Annotated in this window: 14 protein-coding genes; 5 read left to right on the top strand and 9 right to left on the bottom strand. The window is 69.1% G+C overall.

From position 1 onward, the window contains the following. Positions 1-287 precede the first annotated feature (287 nt). Entirely contained in the window at positions 288-548 is a 261-nt protein-coding gene (gene rpsT / locus G5C66_RS03980; RefSeq protein ID WP_165109674.1) for a 30S ribosomal protein S20, read from the bottom strand. Positions 549-856: 308 nt separating this feature from the next. Here rpsT and G5C66_RS03975 point away from each other — a divergent pair, with 308 nt between their 5' ends. Then, positions 857-2,716, top strand: coding sequence for an AMP-dependent synthetase/ligase (locus G5C66_RS03975; protein WP_165109673.1), 1,860 nt, complete (start codon positions 857-859; stop codon positions 2,714-2,716). Here the strand turns inward: G5C66_RS03975 and G5C66_RS03970 are convergent. From G5C66_RS03970 to G5C66_RS03940, 7 genes are all read right to left on the bottom strand, one after another. Further along, entirely contained in the window at positions 2,701-3,645 is a 945-nt protein-coding gene (locus G5C66_RS03970) for a phosphotransferase family protein (RefSeq protein WP_165109672.1), read from the bottom strand. The two genes, G5C66_RS03975 and G5C66_RS03970, sit on opposite strands and share 16 nt — an antisense overlap. 43 nt (positions 3,646-3,688) lie before the next feature. Then, positions 3,689-4,765 (bottom strand): WD40 repeat domain-containing protein, encoded by a 1,077-nt coding sequence (locus G5C66_RS03965; RefSeq protein ID WP_165109671.1) that lies wholly within the window; start codon positions 4,763-4,765, stop codon positions 3,689-3,691. Between the two features lie 93 nt (positions 4,766-4,858). Continuing rightward, the gene (locus G5C66_RS03960) at positions 4,859-5,929 is read right to left on the bottom strand and encodes a hypothetical protein (RefSeq protein ID WP_165109670.1); all 1,071 of its coding nucleotides are present in this window, start codon (positions 5,927-5,929) and stop codon (positions 4,859-4,861) included. Continuing rightward, on the bottom strand, positions 5,929-6,426 hold the full coding sequence (locus G5C66_RS03955; RefSeq protein ID WP_165109669.1) for a DUF4919 domain-containing protein: 498 nt from the start codon (positions 6,424-6,426) through the stop codon (positions 5,929-5,931). The genes G5C66_RS03960 and G5C66_RS03955 overlap by 1 nt, the downstream gene beginning before the upstream one ends. After that, the gene (locus G5C66_RS03950) at positions 6,423-7,478 is read right to left on the bottom strand and encodes a hypothetical protein (RefSeq protein ID WP_165109668.1); all 1,056 of its coding nucleotides are present in this window, start codon (positions 7,476-7,478) and stop codon (positions 6,423-6,425) included. The genes G5C66_RS03955 and G5C66_RS03950 overlap by 4 nt, the downstream gene beginning before the upstream one ends. Beyond that, positions 7,478-7,780, bottom strand: a complete 303-nt coding sequence (locus G5C66_RS03945; protein ID WP_165109667.1) for a hypothetical protein — start codon at positions 7,778-7,780, stop codon at positions 7,478-7,480. The genes G5C66_RS03950 and G5C66_RS03945 overlap by 1 nt, the downstream gene beginning before the upstream one ends. 76 nt (positions 7,781-7,856) lie before the next feature. Beyond that, a complete protein-coding gene (locus tag G5C66_RS03940; protein WP_165109666.1) occupies positions 7,857-9,434 on the bottom strand; it encodes an alkaline phosphatase D family protein in 1,578 nt (525 codons plus the stop codon). A 186-nt stretch (positions 9,435-9,620) separates the two neighbouring features. On the opposite strand from G5C66_RS03940, the gene G5C66_RS03935 reads away from it, so the two are divergent. Next, entirely contained in the window at positions 9,621-10,064 is a 444-nt protein-coding gene (locus tag G5C66_RS03935) for a hypothetical protein (RefSeq protein ID WP_165109665.1), read from the top strand. Here the strand turns inward: G5C66_RS03935 and G5C66_RS03930 are convergent. Then, positions 10,037-11,281: an RNA polymerase sigma factor gene (locus tag G5C66_RS03930; protein WP_165109664.1), complete on the bottom strand. Its 1,245-nt coding sequence runs from the start codon at positions 11,279-11,281 to the stop codon at positions 10,037-10,039. The genes G5C66_RS03935 and G5C66_RS03930 overlap by 28 nt on opposite strands. Before the next feature lie 25 nt (positions 11,282-11,306). Here G5C66_RS03930 and G5C66_RS03925 point away from each other — a divergent pair, with 25 nt between their 5' ends. The 3 genes from G5C66_RS03925 to lepA are packed head-to-tail and all read left to right on the top strand — an operon-like array spanning position 11,307 to position 14,520. Continuing rightward, positions 11,307-11,675, top strand: a complete 369-nt coding sequence (locus tag G5C66_RS03925) for a YciI family protein (RefSeq protein ID WP_165109663.1) — start codon at positions 11,307-11,309, stop codon at positions 11,673-11,675. 33 nt (positions 11,676-11,708) lie between these two features. Further along, the gene (locus G5C66_RS03920; protein WP_165109662.1) at positions 11,709-12,644 is read left to right on the top strand and encodes a glycoside hydrolase family 25 domain-containing protein; all 936 of its coding nucleotides are present in this window, start codon (positions 11,709-11,711) and stop codon (positions 12,642-12,644) included. 22 nt (positions 12,645-12,666) lie between these two features. After that, entirely contained in the window at positions 12,667-14,520 is a 1,854-nt protein-coding gene (lepA, locus tag G5C66_RS03915; RefSeq protein ID WP_165109661.1) for a translation elongation factor 4, read from the top strand. Positions 14,521-14,792 lie beyond the last annotated feature (272 nt).

Below are 14,792 nucleotides of genomic sequence, written 5' to 3'. Positions count from 1 at the left end.
ACAACCCGGCACCGGAGAATCGCCCGATCGGGCTCCAACCGCTGCCCGAGCACTTCGAGCCCGAGATCATGGTCACCCCATCCTCGGGAGACCTCGACCTCTACCCGGCCACCGACGCGTCGATCGGACTACACCCTTGACTGCGAAGAGCCAGGAAAGTCCACTTTCGTCCGCCACAACTACAGACTCGACCTGCCAAAAGTGCCCATTCGGCCGACGTAACTGACGCCTCGGCAGGAATGACGAAAGCCCCGTCCATCAGGACGGGGCTTGTCAGAGAAGGAACCTCAGAGGGAGGCGGCCTTCTTGGCGATCGCCGACTTGCGGTTGGCGGCCTGGTTCTTGTGGATGACACCCTTGGAAGCGGCCTTGTCCAGCTTCTTGGCGGCAACCTTGGCGGTCTCGACCGCGGCGTCCTTCTCGCCGGCCTCGGCGGCGGCGTGGAACTTGCGGATGACGGTCTTGAGCTCGCTCTTGACGGCCTTGTTGCGCTCGTGCGCCTTCTCGTTCTGCTTGTTGCGCTTGATCTGCGACTTGATGTTCGCCATGGGTAAATGCTCTCCAGTGCTTCGACGTGTGGTGGTGCGGGCTCTCAATCCGGCCTCTCGGGGGAATGAGAGGGGAGAGGCCTACGCGAACACGCTTGCGGTCAAGATTACAGACACGCGTCGTGTGGCCTCAAATCGCCGTACCGTCGGTAGCTACTCCGGGGTAGGCTGTGGTGATCTCGGTCACGAGATTTCCGAGCGGGACCCCTGTTGCGGCGCGACTCGAGCGTCTAAGGTCCCCCGCGCGGCGCCTCTCGTGCACACCGCCCATTGCCACCCCCACGCAAATACTGCAGGCCAGGAGAATCATGCCGACCCAGTCCGCGATCGATCTCGCATTCCTCGACGAGATGCCGGCGAACTTCGCCCTTCATTTCCTCAACCGTGTCAAGGCGACGCCCGACGCAGAGGCGTTCCGCTATCCCGTGGTCGGCTCGACGACCGAGTCCGGCGGGGAGGAGTGGAAGTCGCTGACCTGGAAGGAGGCCAGCGACCAGGCCAGCCGCCTCGCCGCGGGTCTGGTGTCGCTCGGTCTCGAGCTCGAGCAGCGGGTCGGCATCGCCTCGACCACGCGCTACGAGTGGATCATCGCCGACCTCGCGGTGATGCTCGCCGGCGGCGCCACCACGACGGTCTACCCGACGACCAACGTCGATGACACCGCCTACATCCTCGGCGACGCCGAGTGCCGCTTCGTCTTCGCCGAGGACGACGGCCAGCTCGCCAAGATCGCCGAGAAGGCGGCCGAGCTCCCCGAGATCGTCAAGGTCATCACCTTCGACGGTGAGACCGACGGTGACCGGGTCATCGGCCTGGACGACCTGGCGGCCATCGGTGACAAGTACCTCGCCGAGCACCCGGACCTGATCGAGGAGACCGCCGCCAAGATCACGCCGGACCACCTGGCCACCCTGGTCTACACCTCCGGCACCACCGGCCGGCCGAAGGGCGTCCGCCTGCTCCACCGCGCCTGGGTCTACGAGGGCGAGGCCATCCGGGTCCAGGGCGACGTGCTCGGTCCCGACGACCTGCAGTTCCTGTGGCTGCCGATGTCGCACGTCTTCGGCAAGGTGCTGCTCTCGATCCAGATCGCCTGCGGCTTCCCGACCGCGATCGACGGCCGGATGGACAAGATCGTCGACAACCTGGCGATCGTGAAGCCGACCTTCATGGGCGCCGCCCCGCGCATCTTCGAGAAGGTCCACGCCAAGATCACGATGATGGTCGAGAACGACGGTGGCGTGAAGAAGAAGCTCTTCGACGCCGCCTTCGCCAACGGCATCGCCCGCGACCGGCTGCTGCGCGAGGGCAAGCCCGTGCCGACCGGCATGGCGATCAAGCACGCCGTGCTCGACAAGCTCGTGCTCAGCAAGGTCCGTGACCGCTTCGGAGGCCGCGTACGCTTCTTCATCTCCGGCTCCGCCCCGCTCAACCGCGACATCGCCGAGTGGTTCCGGGCCGCGGGGATCCTGATCATGGAGGGCTACGGCTCCACCGAGAACGCTGCGGGCGCGTCCGTCGGCACCCTGACGGAGAACAAGCTCGGCACGGTCGGCAAGGCGTTCCCCGGCAGCGAGGTCAAGATCGGCGACAACGACGAGCTGCTCATCCGCGGCCCGCACGTGATGCCGGGCTACCACAACCTGCCCGAGGAGACCGCCAAGGCGCTCGACGCCGACGGCTGGTACCACACCGGTGACAAGGCCTCCATCGACGAGGAGGGTTACATCACCATCACCGGCCGGATCAAGGAGCTGTTCAAGACCTCGGGCGGCAAGTACGTCGCGCCGCCGGCGATCGAGTCGAAGTTCGCCGCGCTGTGCCCCTACACCAGCCAGTTCCTCGTCTTCGGCGCCAACCGCAACTTCGTCACCGCGCTGATCGCCCTCGACCCCGAGTCGATCACCGCCTGGGGCGCCGCCAACGGTCTGGAGGGGAAGTCCTACGAGGAGATCGTCACCTCCCCGCAGGTGCGCGAGCTGATCGGCGGCTACGTCGACGAGCTCAACGCCGGCCTCAACCGCTGGGAGACCATCAAGAAGTGGGAGATCCTCGAGCACGACCTGACCGTCGAGCGCGGTGAGCTGACCCCGTCGCTCAAGGTGAAGCGCAACGTCGTCGAGGAGCGGGAGAAGGCGCGCATCGACGCCTTCTACGCCGGTTCCTGAGCCCACCCCTGGCGCTGCGCCAGCCAGTCCAGACACACCTCGCCCTGCCACCGCTGCATCCTGCGGAGGTGGGGCGAGGTCGTCTTCACCGGCTGGTCGGCGGCGGCCAGGAAGTAGCCGGCGAAGAGGGCCAGGACGGAGTCGATGGCCTCGGGTGCGGCCTTCGACAGCAGCGGGTGCCCGGCCAGGAACGAGTCGGCGTCGAGACCGTCCCCGCGCGGGCCGATCAGCAGCAGGAGCGAGTCGATCCAGTCCGCGCCGAGCACCGGCCAGGTCCAGTCGACCAGCAGCACGCCACCGTCGGGGCGGATGAGGATGGTGTCGTCGCGTACGTCCAGGTGGACCAGCGTCTCGCCGGCCGTGTGCTCCGCGAAGCCGGCCGCGAGCGCCGCCGCCCGGTCGGCGTGCGGATAGCCGGCGACCCGGTCCCACAGACCCGGGTACGCGGCGTGCTCCTCGGCGAAGGTGGGCCAGCCGATGCCCGGGGCGGGCGTGAGTGCGGCGGCGGTCTCGACCAGCGCCTGTGAGACGACCTCGAGGTCCGAGGCGGTCCAGGGACGCGACGGCAGCCGCGACTCGACGTACTCGAAGGCCATCACGACCCATTCACCGTCGTCGAACCACCGCAGCTTCGGTGCGGGCACCCAGCCGGCGAGCTTCTTCAGCTTCGCCGCCTCCTCGCGGTGGAGCGCCGCGGAGTCACGCTGCGCCTTGGCGGAGGCGGCCTTCACGAAGTGCCGGGATCCGTCCTGGCAGGTCAGTATCGAGGCGAACCCCGGGGTGAAGCCGGCCCCGTGCGACTGCGCGGAGACCACCGGGCCGCCGCCGAGCCGCTTCTCGATCGAGGATCGCAGGAACGGAGGCAGGTGGGTCCACTCCAGACGGCGGGCGGTCTGTCCGTGCGGGATGTTCGTCGGGATCGCGCTCACAGCGACATCCTGACGTACACCGCCCACCCGGGCCAGCGGCGCGTCAGCCGGTGGGGGAGGACGACAGCTCCGGGGCGTCGAAGGTGGCCACCGGCTTCCCGGTCGCGACGTTCCAGCCGGCGAGACCGTCCTCGGCCGAGGCGGTGTAGAGGGTCTTGCCGTCGGGGCTGAAGACCACGTTCGCGTCCGGAGACACCGACGCCAGCTCTCGGCTCGGTCCCGAGCCGCCGAGCGCGGCCGGTGCCCAGAGCCGCACGCTGGTCGAGTCGTCGGCGGCGGCTGTGCTGATCGTGGCCAGGGAGCGGGAGTCCGGTGAGAAGGCGACGGCTTCGGTGTCGTAGCCGGCCAGGTCGGCCACGGCCGTGAACCTCCGAGAGTCCCAGATCGTCGCGGCCCCGGTCGAGGTTGCGGCCGCCAGCCAACGGCTGTCCGGGCTCCAGACCGGCCGGGCCTGGTTTCCGGCCGGCACGCTGGCGAGCTCCTCGCCCGAGTCGCTGGCACGGATCGAGACGCTGTCGCCGGCGACGACCGCGACCAGCTTGCTGTCGGGGCTGAACGACATCGATCCGACACCGCTGCCGAGATCGGTGCTCACCACCTTCTCGCCGTCCTCGACCGACCAGATCACCAGGTCGCCCTCGAGACCGGTGCCGGCCACGAGCCGGCCGTCGGGGCTGAACGCGATCTCACCGACCGGGCTGGCGTCGGTGACCTTCGGGTTCGGCAGGCCCTCGAGCCGCTGGACCTGCTTGTCGCCGTCCACCTCGACCAGCGCGATGTCCGCGCAGCCGACCTTCCGTGCCACGAGCGTGAGGTCGGGGCTGATGGCACCGTAGCCGGTGTCCGAGATCGTCTCGTACGCCCCGCCGTCGGCGTTCCAGCGGCAGGTGCCGTCGGTGCAGCTGGCCACGACGTACTTCCCGTCGGCACCGGCGGTCAGCGAGCCGGCGACGAGTCGCGAGGGCGCCACCGCGGCGGCCAGGCTGATCGCGTCGTCGGCCGTCCCCAGCGCCGAGATGTCGCAGCCGTCCTGGTCGGGGTCGCTGGCGCACCCAGCCAGGAGCGCGGCGGCGAGCACGCCGATGAGCGGGATACTGAGGGCGTACGTTCGGGGTTTCATCGGTCCTTCGCGAAGGTCTGTCAGGCGAGCATCTGTCAGGCGAGATCTGTCAGGCGAACGAGGTCACATCGAAGCATGCGACGGCGTACGTCGTCATCGCGACTCTTCCAGGAGTCGGTTGAACTCCTCCTCGGTGAGGTTGTTCAGGTAGTCGCGGCCGGAGTTGCGGGCGTCGACCTCGACGGGCTGGTTGTAGTAGTCGTCGAAGCTGTCGCCGTTGTCGGTGCTCTTGTAGTCGTCGAAGTTCTCCTCCCACTCCTCGGCCTGCTGCTCGGTGATCCCGTCCTCCTTGTGCTCGTCGAACGGGTCGTCCTCCCACCAGAACTGCCAGTCGTTCTTGTCGTCGATGGCCTCGTGCTGGCGACCGTGGCGCACCTCGTGCGCGACGGTGTTGATCAGCTGACCGGGGTCGTCGAGGACGTTCGGGTTGAGCGCCATCGTGGGCTCTTCGTCGCTCCAGTAGCCGTAGGTGATGCTGCCGTCGTCCCAGGTGTCGTTGCCCAGGTCGTCCCAGTCGATGGTGGGCATGTCGACGCCGCTCTCCTCGGCGATCTTCCTGGTCATCTCCTCGAGCACGGCCTTGCGCTCCTCGATGGTGAGCGTCTCCCACTTCTCGGCGATGGCCGGGTCGATGGTGCCGTACTCGTCGCCCTCCTCGTCGATGCCGGTCGGCAGAGCGCGGGCGAGGAGCGCGTCGACGCCGACCGCCTTGGCCAGCGCCTTCTCGATCTCGTCGGCGAGCTCCTGGGCGACGGTCTGACGGCTGTTGCCCCATTCCTCGGCCTCGAACCGGCTCTTGAACGTCGGCGGGGTGGCGGTGCTGGTGACCGTGCCGTCGTCGCTGACGGTGAACTCCTGGGTCTTGGCGCGGTCGAGGACGCCTTGGACGATGCGCTCGATGGCCTCGACCTCGGTCTCGGCGGTGTAGAGCGCCTTCTGCATGTCCTGCTTGCCGGTGATGTGGCTGCTGAGGTCCTTGACCAGGGCGTCGCGGTGGCCGCGGGCGGCGTCGGCGGCGGCGCCGGTCCAGGACTTGGCGACGCCGTTGGCCTCGAGCTCGTCGCGGCTGGTCTCCAGCAGGCGGAGGTCGGCCTTGAGCCCGTCACCGGCATCGCCGAGAGGCGCTGCCTTCCAGGTCTTGACCTGGCCGAACGTGATCGCCATCAGACGAGCGCGGTGGCGTCGAAGTGGACGAGGGTGCCGTCGGTGCAGGTGTGACGGTCGATCCGCCGCCCGCCGGTCTCGACGAGATCCTGCCGTCCCGGCACCTTGTCGAGGGCACGGAGCAGGTCGTACTCGTCGTTGATCCGCAGCACCGTCCAGGGGTGCTCCTCGCTGCCGTCGCCGGTCGCCCGGATGCTCCGCAGGGCAGCGCTGGCCACCTGGCGCTCACGGGCGGCGGAGCGCTCCTCACCCGAGCGCTCCAGGGCGGTCGCCAGGCGCAGGTGTGCCGACGGGCTGAAGATCGCGCCCGGCATGAGCGCCCGCAGCGCGGTCGCGGCCTCGGCGTAGGCGCCCTCGGCGAGCATCTTGTCGATCGGGCCCAGGTCGAGGTCGACGGTGAAGTTGGAGGAGTTGCGGACCGCACGACGCAGCGGCGCCAGGGTCTCGGGGCCCGGGTCGTCCAGGTAGGCGGTGACCAGGTCGGCGTACGTCGTCATTTCGACTCCTTCAGGAGACGGTCGAGCTCTTCGGTGGTCAGGTTGTCGAGATATTCGCGGCCGGACTTGCGGGCGTCGGCCTCGACGGGCTGGTTGTAGTACTCGTCGTAGGAGTCGCCGTTGTCGGTGCTCTTGTAGTCGTCGAAGTTCTCCTCCCACTCCTCGGCCTGCTCCTCGGTGATGCCGTCCTCTTCGTGCATGTCGAAGGGATCGTCCTCCCACCAGAACTGGAAGTCGTTGTTGTCCTCGATCGCCTCGAACTGGCGGGCATGGCGCATCTCGTGGGCCACGGTGTGCAGGATGTCGGGATCGCCGACGTTGGCCGGATTGAGGTGCACGGTGTGGTCGTCCTCGCTCCAGTAGCCGTTGGTGCTGCCCTGCGCGTCCCAGACGATGTCCTCGACGTCGACGCCGTACTCCTCGGCGAGCTCTGCGATCTTCTGGTCGATGATCGCCTTGCGCTCGGCGTCGGTGAGCTGGGCCCATCGCTCGGCCACCTCGGGGGAGACCATGCCGCGCTCGTCGCGGGTGTGATCGAGGTCCTTGTCGGTGCCGGCCGGGATGGCGTCGGTGAGGATCATGTCGACGCCGGCCGCCTTGGCGAGGGCGGCGGTGACGTCGTCGGCGAGCTCCTGGGCGATGGTCTGGCGGCTGTTTCCCCACTCCTCGGCCTCGAACCGGCTCTTGAAGGTGGGCGGGGTGGCGGTGCTGGTGACCGTGCCGTCGTCGCTGACGGTGAACTCCTGGGTCTTGGCACGGTCCAGGATGCCCTGGACGAGACGCTCGATCGTCTCGACCTCGGTCTCGGCGCTGTAGAGGGCCTTCTGCATCTGCTGCTTGCCGGTGATGTGGCTGCTGAGGTCTGCGACGAGGCTGTCGCGGTGGCCGCGGGCGGCGTCGGCGGCGGCGCCGGTCCAGGACTTGGCGACGCCGTTGGCCTCGAGCTCGTCGCGGCTGGTCTCCAGCAGGCGGAGGTCGGCCTTGAGTCCGTCACCGGCATCGCCGAGAGGCGCTGCCTTCCAGGTCTTGACCTGGCCGAACGTGATCGCCATCAGTTCGGGCCCATGACCTTCCCGGCGTTCTGGCCGGCGGCCTGGTCAGCGGCCTCGAACTCGTTGAGGGCCTTCTGCATCTCCGCGGCGAGCTTCTGGGAGCGGTCGGCCGCGGACTTGGTCTCGTCGGTCCAGCGGGTGCCGAGCTCGGACAGGTATCCGACCGACTCCGCCCCCGGGACCGCCGCGCCCGCCTTGCTCAGGTGACCGGCGGAATCGGCTTTGCGTACGTTGCTCTCGGCGTCGGTGGCGACGCCGATGGATGCCTTCATGTCCTTGGGTACGACATGAATTTCGCTCATGGTCTGCTGGTCCTCCTGGGCCCGAACGGGAGACGGCTAGGGCGTGTCACGACAGACACGCCCTAGCCCGCAGACCTTAACGGAAACTCGGGTCCAGCGTCTTCGTAAAAAGAGCACCGCCGTCGATGTCGCGGAGGGTGACGGTGAGCTGCTGCGTACGTCCGTCGATCTCGACCTCACCGAAGAACTGGAACCCGTCGGCGGGCGAGGTGTTGGCGGCCGGGGGAGCGGCCACGAACTCGGCGGCCGGACCGAAGGTGGCGTCCAGCTTGTTGGGGCCGAAGGCGCCGGCGTTGAGCGGACCGGAGACGAACTCCCAGAACGGGTCGAAGTCCTGGTAGGCCGCACGGTCCGGCGAGTAGGAGTGCGCGGCCGTGTAGTGGACGTCGGCGGTCAGCCAGACGTGGTTGCGGATGCCGAGGCGCTTGAGCCCGGTGAGCACCTTCGCGATGTCGAGCTCGCGGCCCAGCGGGGCGCCGCCGTCGCCCTGGGAGATGCCCTCCTGGAGCGGGCCGTCGGGGACGATCAGGCCGATCGGCAGGTCGGCGGCGATGACCTTCCAGGTGGCGCGGGAGGCGGCCAGCTCGCGCAGGAGCCAGCGGGTCTGGCGCTCGCCGAGCACACCACCGTCGGCGCTGGTCTCCGCGTTGGTCGTGTTGGCGTCCTTGTGGGTGCGCATGTCGAGGACGAAGAGATCCATCAGCGGGCCGTAGGAGAGCTTGCGGTAGATCCGGCCGTCCGGGTCGGGGGAGGCGTCGCCGACCGGGATGTACTCGTGGAACGCCTGCTTCGCGCGCGCCGCGAGGACGTCCACACGGCGCTCGGTGTAGCGGCCGTCGTCGGGGAGGATCTCGCCCGGGTACCAGTTGTTGGTGACCTCGTGGTCGTCCCACTGCGCCACGATCGGCGTCTGGGCGAGGAAGGCGCGCCAGTTGTCGGCGAGCAGGTTGTAGGCGTACTGGCCGCGGAACTCGGCCAGCGTCTCGGCGACCTTGTGCTTCTCCTCGGTGACGATGTTGTTCCAGACCCGCCCGTCGGGGAGGGTCACGGTCGAGGTGAGCGGGCCGTCGGCGTAGACGTTGTCGCCCGAGCTCAGGAAGAAGTCGGCCTCGCGTGCCGCCATCGCGGGCGCGATCCGGAAGCCGCCGAAGTCGGGGTTGGCGCCCCAGCCCTGGCCGGCGATGTCGCCGGACCACAGGAACCGGATGTCCTGGGACTTGCTCGGCGACGTGCGGAGACGGCCCAGCTCCCAGGCGCTGCCGCGTCGCGGGTCGTCGGGGTCGACGGCGCGGACGCGGTAGAAGTAGTCGCGCCCGGCCTCGAGGCCGTCGACCTTCAGCTCGCCGGTGAAGTCGCTCTTCGCGGTCACCACCGGACCGCTGACCGGCCGTGCCCGGCGGAACGACTCGTCGGTGGAGATCTCGGCCACCAGGCGGGAGGTCTTGTCCGCGCGGCTCCAGAGCACCCCGCCCCGGGCGCCGACGTCGCCCGACTGGACGCCGTGGGTGAGGGTCGGGCGGTTGCCGCGGACGAAGGCGGGGGCAGAGGTGGGGACAGCGCGGGCGGCGTGGGCGGCAGCGGTCGTGGGGATGACGAGTCCGGCACCGGCGGCGGCACCGAGGCCGAGGACGGAGCGGCGGTTGAGGGAGGTCATGGGCCAAACCTGCCGATTCCCGCAGAACTACCGGTGAGTTCCGCGGGTCGTGTCGGTGAACACGTACGCCGAGGGTGCCGGTCGCGGCGAAGAAACATTTCTTCGCCGGGGATGTCGAGATCTCCGGACGGGCTCCGAGAGAGGGGTGAAGGCCGGAGACGCCGGCTGCACCTGAGGAGCGACATCATGAACGACGAGTACGCCATGCCCGCAGCGCCCGCCCCGAGTCAGGGTGTCCGCGCCCTGGACCGGCTGATCGGCACCTGGAAGGTGACCGGCGGAGCGGAGGGTGAGGTGACCTACCGCTGGATGGAAGGCGGCTACTTCCTGCGCCAGGATGTTCGTCTGGAGCAGTTCGGCCAGGTCACGACCGGGATCGAGGTGATCGGCAACCTGCGCCCCTTCGGCGAGGAGGCGAGCGCCGACGTGCACTCGCGCTACTACGACAACACCGGCGCCACCCTCGACTACGTCTACGAGCTCGACGGCGACACGCTCACCATCTGGGGAGGGGAGAAGAGGTCGCCGGTGAAGTTCGTGGGCACCTTCGACGAGACCGGGGACGTCATGACCGGCGAGTGGGACTACGCCGGCCAGGGCGGCTACGAGTCGACGATGACCCGGGCCTGATCCGCGCGCCGCAACAGGTAGCCGCGTTCGGCCTCGTTGGCGGTCAGCTCCGCAGCCGCCCGGAACTGGGCGGCTGCGGACGGGTCGCGCCGCTGGTCCAGCAGGTGTGCCCGCACCGCCAGGAACCGCTGCGCGGTCAACGGGTCGCCGGCGAGGCCGTGCTCGGCGTCGAGCTCATCGAGCAGCCGCAGGCCGACCATCGGGCCGAACGCGTGGGCCGCCGCGACCACGCGGCCCAGGCGGACCGGAGCGGTGGGCAGCGTACGTTCCAGCAGCAGGTAGAGGCCGAGGATCTCGCGCCAGTCGGTCTCCGCCGCAGACTCCGCGTGGGCGTGCACGGCCGCGATCGCCGCCTGGAGCCGGAAGTGCCCGGGGTCGCCGGTGCCCCACACCTCCTCGAGCAGCGCCAGGCCCTCGTCGAGCAGAGCCCGGTCCCACTGCGTCCGGTCCTGCTCGGCCAGCGGCACCAGGCCGAGGTCGGGATCGGTGCGAGCGGGCCGGCGAGCCTCGGTGAGCAGCATCAGCGCCAGCAGCCCGGCGACCTCCGGCTCGCCGGGAGCGATCCGGCGGAGCATCCGGGTCAGCCGGATCGCCTCGCGTGCCAGGTCGACCCGGCCCAGCGCGGCACCGGCGGTGGCGGTGTAGCCCTCGTTGAAGACGAGGTAGAGCACATCGAGCACCGCGGCGATCCGCTCCGTACGCTCCGCCTCGCCGGGCGGCGTGAACCGGACGCCGGCCTTGCGCAGGCTCTGCTTCGCCCGGCTGATCCGGGTGCCCATGGTGGCCTCCGGCACTCCGTACGCATGGGCGATCTCGGTCGTCGTCAGCCCGCCGACGGCGCGCAGCGTGAGCGCCACCTGGGAGGTCCGCGACAGCGCCGGATGACAGCACAGCAGCAACAGGGTGAGGCTGTCGTCGGTCGCCGCGGCACGTCCGGCTGGGGTGACCGCCTCGGCGATCCCGACCTGGAGCTCGCGACGGTGGGCCGCCTGCTCGGCGCGGAGCAGATCCACCATCCGCCGGTAGCCGATCCGCGTCAGCCAGGAGCGCGGGTTCGCCGGGATGCCGTCGCGCGCCCACTGGACGCTGGCGTCCAGCAGCGCCTCCTGGACCGCGTCCTCGGCTGCCTCGAACCGTCCGAAACGGCGGACCAGGGCGCCGAGGACGTACGGTGCCTCCGTACGAAGGAGATCCTCGAGATCCGTTGGCCCGGTCATGTCCACAGAGACTAGTTTCGACGGCATGAAATACCTGCTGCTCGGATACACCCCTGCCGACGCCTGGGACGCCTCGGACATGGCCTCCGAGGAGGCGCTGGCAGCCTTCGCGGAATACCAGAGGTTCGAGGAGGAGCTGGTCGCCAACGGCGAGCTGGTCAGCACCGAGGGCCTGGGGCACCCGGCGGTCTCGGTCACGGTCCGGCCCGGCGAGAGCGGCCCGGTCGCCACCGACGGGCCGTTCGCCGAGCTGAAGGAGGTCCTGGCCAGCTTCGCGGTCATCGACGTGGCTAGCCAGGAGCGTGCCATCGACATCGTGTCGCGGATCGTCGCGGTCCTCGGCGAGCCCATCGAGATCCGTCCCGTGATGGGGGACGACTTCGCGCAGGTGTGACCTGCTGGGACACGGCTGGCAGTATCGGCGGTGATGTCGGCACGAAAGAAGACGTACGCCGCCGCGCTGCTGCTCCTGGCGGCGCCGGCGTTGTTCGGCTGCGCCGCCGAGCCGAGGGCCGACGCGGAGTCGGCTTCGCCGTCGGTGCCCGCGCAGCCCGGGACCGAGGCCGAGACGCCGGCCGGCCCGGCGCCACGTGCGCCGCAGTCGCTCGAGATCCCGACCGTCCCGCCCGCCGAGGACCGCGGGATCGTCGAGGGCGGCGACGTCAGCTGGCCGCAGTGTCCCGAGGGGATGGGCATCAAGGAGCGCCGGACGCTCGGGATGCCGATGCCGCTCGACTCGGCGGAGTACGTCGTCATCGGGCTCACCAACGGCCCGGCATTCACCCCCAACCCCTGCCTGGCCGCGCAGGCCGAGTGGGCCAAGACGAAGAAGCTGATGACCTCGGCCTACGCGGTCGTCTCCTATCCCACCGCGGCCCATCTCCGCGAGCACGGCGAGCAGGGCCCCGGCGACCCGGACACCAAGATCGGCCGGCTCACCAACGTCGGCTACCAGCAGGCCCGGTGGAACCTCGAGCAGATGGAACGTGCCGGGCTGGAGTCGCCCTCGGTCTGGCTCGACGTCGAGCCGGTCGCGGTGTGGGAGTGGTCCGGCGACATAGCGGCCAACCAGGCGGTCGTCAAGGGCGCCCTGGCCGGCTACCAGGACGCCGGGAAGCGGGTCGGGGTCTACTCGATCGAGGGGCTGTGGACGCCGATCGTCGGCGACCTGCAGCTGCAGCTGCCCGAGTGGCGCCCGGCGGGGGAGACATCGCGGGCCGCGGCCCTGGAGCGCTGCGGTGGTGAGTGGATGTTCCAGGGCGGTGCCGCGGTCATCGTGCAGTGGCTCGAGGACGGCCGCGACCGCAACGTGACCTGCCCGGGCGAGTCGGTGCAGCTGCCGCTTTGGTTCCATCAGTACTGAGCGTGGGATGATGGCAGGCATCATGAGTGCTGCCCCGAAGCCCGGCTCCACGCCCCCGGCCATCATCCGCAACTTCTGCATCATCGCGCACATCGACCACGGCAAGTCGACGCTGGCCGACCGGATGCTGCAGCTGACCGGGGTGGTCGGCGAGCGCGAGGCGCGGGCGCAGTACCTCGACCGCATGGACATCGAGCGCGAGCGCGGGATCACGATCAAGTCCCAGGCCGTGCGGATGCCGTGGACGGTCACCTCCGGGGACGACGAGGGTCAGACGTTCGTGCTGAACATGATCGACACCCCCGGCCACGTCGACTTCACCTACGAGGTCTCCCGCTCGCTGCAGGCGTGCGAGGCGGCGATCCTGCTCGTCGACGCGGCGCAGGGCATCGAGGCGCAGACCCTGGCCAACCTCTACCTCGCCATGGGCGCCGACCTGCACATCATCCCCGTGCTCAACAAGATCGACCTGCCCTCGGCCAACCCCGAGAAGTACGCCCTGGAGCTGGCCAACCTCGTCGGCTGCGAGCCGGAGGACGTGCTCCAGGTCTCGGCCAAGACCGGGCTCGGCGTCGAGGCACTCCTCAACGAGATCGTGGCGCAGACCCCGCCCCCGGTGGGTGACCCGGACGCGCCCGCGCGCGCCCTGATCTTCGACTCGGTCTACGACACCTACCGCGGTGTCGTGACGTACGTCCGGGTCTTCGACGGCTCCCTGAAACACCGCGACAAGATCAAGATGATGTCGACCGGCGCCGTCCACGAGATGCTCGAGCTCGGCGTGATCTCGCCGGAGCCGGTGAAGGCCGATCACATCGGCGTCGGCGAGACCGGCTACCTGATCACCGGCGTGAAGGACGTGCGCCAGTCGCGCGTCGGTGACACCGTCACCAACAACGGGCGGCCCGCCGAGGAGATGCTCGGTGGCTACTCCCACCCCAACCCGATGGTCTTCGCTGGGCTCTACCCGATCGACGGCGACCAGTATCCCGACTTGCGCGAGGCGCTCGACAAGCTCCAGCTCAACGATGCTGCGCTGACGTACGAGCCGGAGACCTCCGGCGCGCTCGGCTTCGGCTTCCGCTGCGGCTTCCTCGGCCTGCTCCACATGGAGATCACCCGCGACCGGCTCGAGCGCGAGTTCAACCTCGACCTGATCTCGACCGCGCCCAACGTGGTCTACGACGTGATCATGGAGGACGGCACCGAGCACATCGTGACCAACCCCTCGGAGTTCCCCGAGGGCAAGATCAACGAGGTCCGCGAGCCCGTCGTCAACGCCACCATCCTGGCGCCGTCGGACTACATCGGCACCATCATGGAGCTGTGCCAGAACAAGCGCGGCACCCTGCAGGGCATGGACTACCTCTCCGAGGACCGTGTCGAGATGCGCTACACCCTGCCGATGGGCGAGATCGCCTTCGACTTCTTCGACCAGCTCAAGTCGAAGACCAAGGGCTACGCCTCGCTCAACTACGAGTTCTCCGGCGACCAGGCCGCCGACCTGGTCAAGGTCGACATCCTGCTGCAGGGCGAGCCCGTCGACGCCTTCTCCGCCATCGTCCACCGCGACGCGGCATACGGGTACGGCGTGATGATGGCCGGCAAGCTCAAGGAGCTCATCCCTCGGCAGCAGTTCGAGGTGCCCATCCAGGCCGCCATCGGTGCCCGCGTCATCGCCCGCGAGAACATCCGCGCCATCCGCAAGGACGTCCTCGCCAAGTGCTACGGCGGTGACATCTCGCGTAAGCGCAAGCTGCTCGAGAAGCAGAAGGAAGGCAAGAAGCGGATGAAGATGGTCGGTCGCGTCGAGGTTCCTCAGGAGGCCTTCGTCGCTGCGCTCTCGACCACTCAGCCGTCGAACGACAAGAAGTAACGCTTCCCCGCTGGTCGAGCCGCCGGAGCCGCTGGGCGGAGGCGTGTCGAGACCAACAGGGTTTCGCCTTTCGGTGGTCGAGCTTGTCGAGACCACCTCGGTTTGGCGACTGTGTTTTCGTTTCAGGGTTCGCCGCCGACCCGTTCTTTGAGTGTTTCTCGATCAGCCGCCGCGTCAAGGACGCCCTTCGGGCGCCGCTTCGCGGTGGCCTTCGGCCATCCTTGACCCGGCACCCGATCGAGAAAAGATTTCGCCTGTATCGGGGCGGCGGC

It is taken from the genome of Nocardioides turkmenicus (assembly GCF_011045035.1).
Lineage (GTDB): Bacteria > Actinomycetota > Actinomycetes > Propionibacteriales > Nocardioidaceae > Nocardioides > Nocardioides turkmenicus.
The sequence above is the reverse complement of the archived record's forward strand: the minus strand, read 5'-3'. Positions and strand labels throughout refer to the sequence as shown.

Bases quoted from the DNA above. Each gene is read 5' to 3' on its own strand.
- rpsT (WP_165109674.1), bottom strand. From the start codon at position 548: ATGGCGAACATCAAGTCGCAGATCAAGCGCAACAAGCAGAACGAGAAG.
- G5C66_RS03975 (WP_165109673.1), top strand. From the start codon at position 857: ATGCCGACCCAGTCCGCGATCGATCTCGCATTCCTCGACGAGATGCCG.
- G5C66_RS03965 (WP_165109671.1), bottom strand. From the start codon at position 4,765: ATGAAACCCCGAACGTACGCCCTCAGTATCCCGCTCATCGGCGTGCTC.
- G5C66_RS03960 (WP_165109670.1), bottom strand. From the start codon at position 5,929: ATGGCGATCACGTTCGGCCAGGTCAAGACCTGGAAGGCAGCGCCTCTC.
- G5C66_RS03955 (WP_165109669.1), bottom strand. From the start codon at position 6,426: ATGACGACGTACGCCGACCTGGTCACCGCCTACCTGGACGACCCGGGC.
- G5C66_RS03950 (WP_165109668.1), bottom strand. From the start codon at position 7,478: ATGGCGATCACGTTCGGCCAGGTCAAGACCTGGAAGGCAGCGCCTCTC.
- G5C66_RS03945 (WP_165109667.1), bottom strand. From the start codon at position 7,780: ATGAGCGAAATTCATGTCGTACCCAAGGACATGAAGGCATCCATCGGC.
- G5C66_RS03940 (WP_165109666.1), bottom strand. From the start codon at position 9,434: ATGACCTCCCTCAACCGCCGCTCCGTCCTCGGCCTCGGTGCCGCCGCC.
- G5C66_RS03935 (WP_165109665.1), top strand. From the start codon at position 9,621: ATGAACGACGAGTACGCCATGCCCGCAGCGCCCGCCCCGAGTCAGGGT.
- G5C66_RS03930 (WP_165109664.1), bottom strand. From the start codon at position 11,281: ATGACCGGGCCAACGGATCTCGAGGATCTCCTTCGTACGGAGGCACCG.
- G5C66_RS03925 (WP_165109663.1), top strand. From the start codon at position 11,307: ATGAAATACCTGCTGCTCGGATACACCCCTGCCGACGCCTGGGACGCC.
- G5C66_RS03920 (WP_165109662.1), top strand. From the start codon at position 11,709: ATGTCGGCACGAAAGAAGACGTACGCCGCCGCGCTGCTGCTCCTGGCG.
- lepA (WP_165109661.1), top strand. From the start codon at position 12,667: ATGAGTGCTGCCCCGAAGCCCGGCTCCACGCCCCCGGCCATCATCCGC.